The sequence below is a fragment of the Verrucomicrobiia bacterium genome (assembly GCA_035460805.1).
GTDB lineage: Bacteria > Patescibacteriota > UBA1384 > CAILIB01 > CAILIB01 > DATHWI01.
On record DATHWI010000145.1, the window covers coordinates 1 to 2,326 of the forward strand.

The following is a 2,326-nucleotide window of genomic DNA, read 5'->3' on the forward strand; positions in this document are numbered from 1 at the left end:
CCGCACATTCAAGGTGCAGAAGGTTAGGGATTACAATTATGACGATCATCCTAAAGAAGTCTTTAACTCTGGGCCAGGTTCGCACATGAACCTCATTACCTGCACAGGTTCTTGGGATACTGAGATCCAGAAGTTTAGTAAGCGGCGTGTTGTGTTTACTACCCTGGTGGAGTAACAAAAAAGGCAGCCATCAAGGCTGCCTTTTAAAAAACGTATTACTTCTGAGCTGCAATGTTCATCATCCAGTCAACATTGTATTTGTCAGTCACACTACCAAAGAGATCGCCCCAAGCCTGCATTTCAATAGGATAAAAATTCTTCCCATCTACTGCCAACTTGTCGTAGAGCTCACGGAGCTTTGCTTCGTCTGTGCCGTTAAGGGAGAGTGTAATAAAGCTGTCGCCAAAGCTTTCGCGGTCGCTGTCACTTGCCATGAGGTCAATGTCTCCACCTTTTAAGTGGGCGTGCATAATACGGTCTTTTTTTGCCTCGCTGTCCATCATCCCCATGTCAGCATTGGTTTGGATAGAGAGCTCGCCGCCAAAGACGGTTTGGTAGAATTCCATGGCTTCGCGGGTGTGGCCTGGGAAGAAGAGGTAGGCGTTGAGGGTAACGGAGGACATGGGTGTTCTTATTGGCTTAGACGTGAACTCTAGTTTAGCTGGCATGGCCAGGTAAGAGAAGTGGCAAAGAAAAACCCCGCAACAGTGTTGCGGGGCAGAGTGTAATGTAGCGAGCTACTGGGGTCGCCGAAGGACTTCCTTCAGCGTCGGCGCTCGGGGCTCAGGGCCACAGCCGCGACCTCCGCGGGGCGGGAGCGAGCGAGAAGTTGACGCTCGGGATACCTTGTAGGGTCCACGAGGGTTCCCGATCGGTCGTTCGTTCTGTTTCTTGGAGCGATCGGCGGTAGAGCGGGCTAGGGCGCGGACGTCTGGTCGTGCCAGGATTTCATCCAATCCCTTTCCGTTTTCAATGTCGGATTGGACTTTCTCCAAGAGGGCTTTCAGCTCCTCTGTACTACCAATTCTGGGGTCATGTTTAGGCAAGAGCTTTCTCCTTCTGGGACATCGTGGCTTCTTCTTCAAGTGCGACAAGGAGTTGCGCACAGGCTGCGTGAAGCATGTGGGGCGAGAGTGCGCGTAGGAGCGCACGAGCTAGTGTAGTATCGAGGTCTGTTTCCTCTCCGTGCTCGGCTAGTAGATACAGGAGTGACTGATCACACCCGTAGCGTACCAGCTCACGCGCGAAGGATAAACCATACCCTTCCAGTACGCCAATGGACTGGACGGTGGTCAGGCCAATTCCATATTCCGCTTCGCCATACTCACAACTCAGCGGCGGATGGGCAGACTCCCGAGCATTCAGCTCTTTGTCGATGATCTCATAGTGCTCAGTCAAGAAGTGAATGCAGAGCAGGATCATGGAGTCGATGATTTCCTGCACCTCACTCTCTTCTGCGTCAGCCATGAATGGCTGGGCCATCTCGGTGAGCTCCTCGGGCGTGATGTCGTCAAATCTCTCCGCACCAAAACCCGCAACGCGGAAATTGGTTTTTTGGACATCAAGTATCATCTGAGGGAGGGCAGCAATAACCTCCGCCTTTGGTTTGGTTGTGAGATCCGTAAGAATGGGGAACCATTCAGTAAGAAAGTCCAACCATTCCTGAAGTGATTCCTCAACACACGTAGCGCGGTGCTTGTGCAAACTGAGGTTGGAGGTGGGGAAGTGTACGCCGCCGTGTTTGGTGGCGATGAACTTGGCGAGGCGCACATAGCCATCCTCCTTATCGACCCAGTAGGTTGCGTGGCCATAGGGGTCAATAATAACGTCTGCATCGCCATACTCCATGAGGGCGCCGGAGTGGAAGTCCACTTGGGCCATTTCACGGAACGCGTCACGTACCTGCTCTTGGACTATGTACTTTTGCCATTGGCTTACATCACTTACTCCTGAAGCCTGAATATGAGTAAGTAACTTACCCATGCTTGCAGTAGCCGTCCTCCTTAACTGGTCAGAACCACCTCGTATGAGGTTGGTCCGATAGTAGGGGACGCCCGCTTCAGCCGCAAAGGCGCAGGCTAGAATGGACTGTCCGTGACAGTTGGGCCTTTGTCCGCCTTCACCCAAGTAGATGGGCAGGAACTTTTCTGGTTGCTGCGACGAACGGTCTTCAACCCACCACTTGGTGCTTTGAAGGCATTGTCGCATCCACAGGTCCTCAGCATCGCCATCTTCCTCCTCTTCTGGGGTGAAAGTGTGGTTGTGTTGGACGAGTAGCTGATTAAGCTTGGCGATATGGCCTGCATCTTCCTTGGTGGCGCGCCTT

At 52.7% G+C, this 2,326-nt stretch carries 2 protein-coding genes; both read right to left on the reverse strand.

The features are described 5' to 3' along the window. Window positions 1-215: 215 nt before the first annotated feature. Window positions 216-623 (reverse strand): VOC family protein, encoded by a 408-nt coding sequence (locus VLA04_06015; GenBank protein ID HSI21213.1) that lies wholly within the window; start codon window positions 621-623, stop codon window positions 216-218. A 415-nt stretch (window positions 624-1,038) separates the two neighbouring features. Then, window positions 1,039-2,326 (reverse strand): hypothetical protein (locus tag VLA04_06020; GenBank protein HSI21214.1); only part of this gene is annotated, 1,288 nt, incomplete at its 5' end.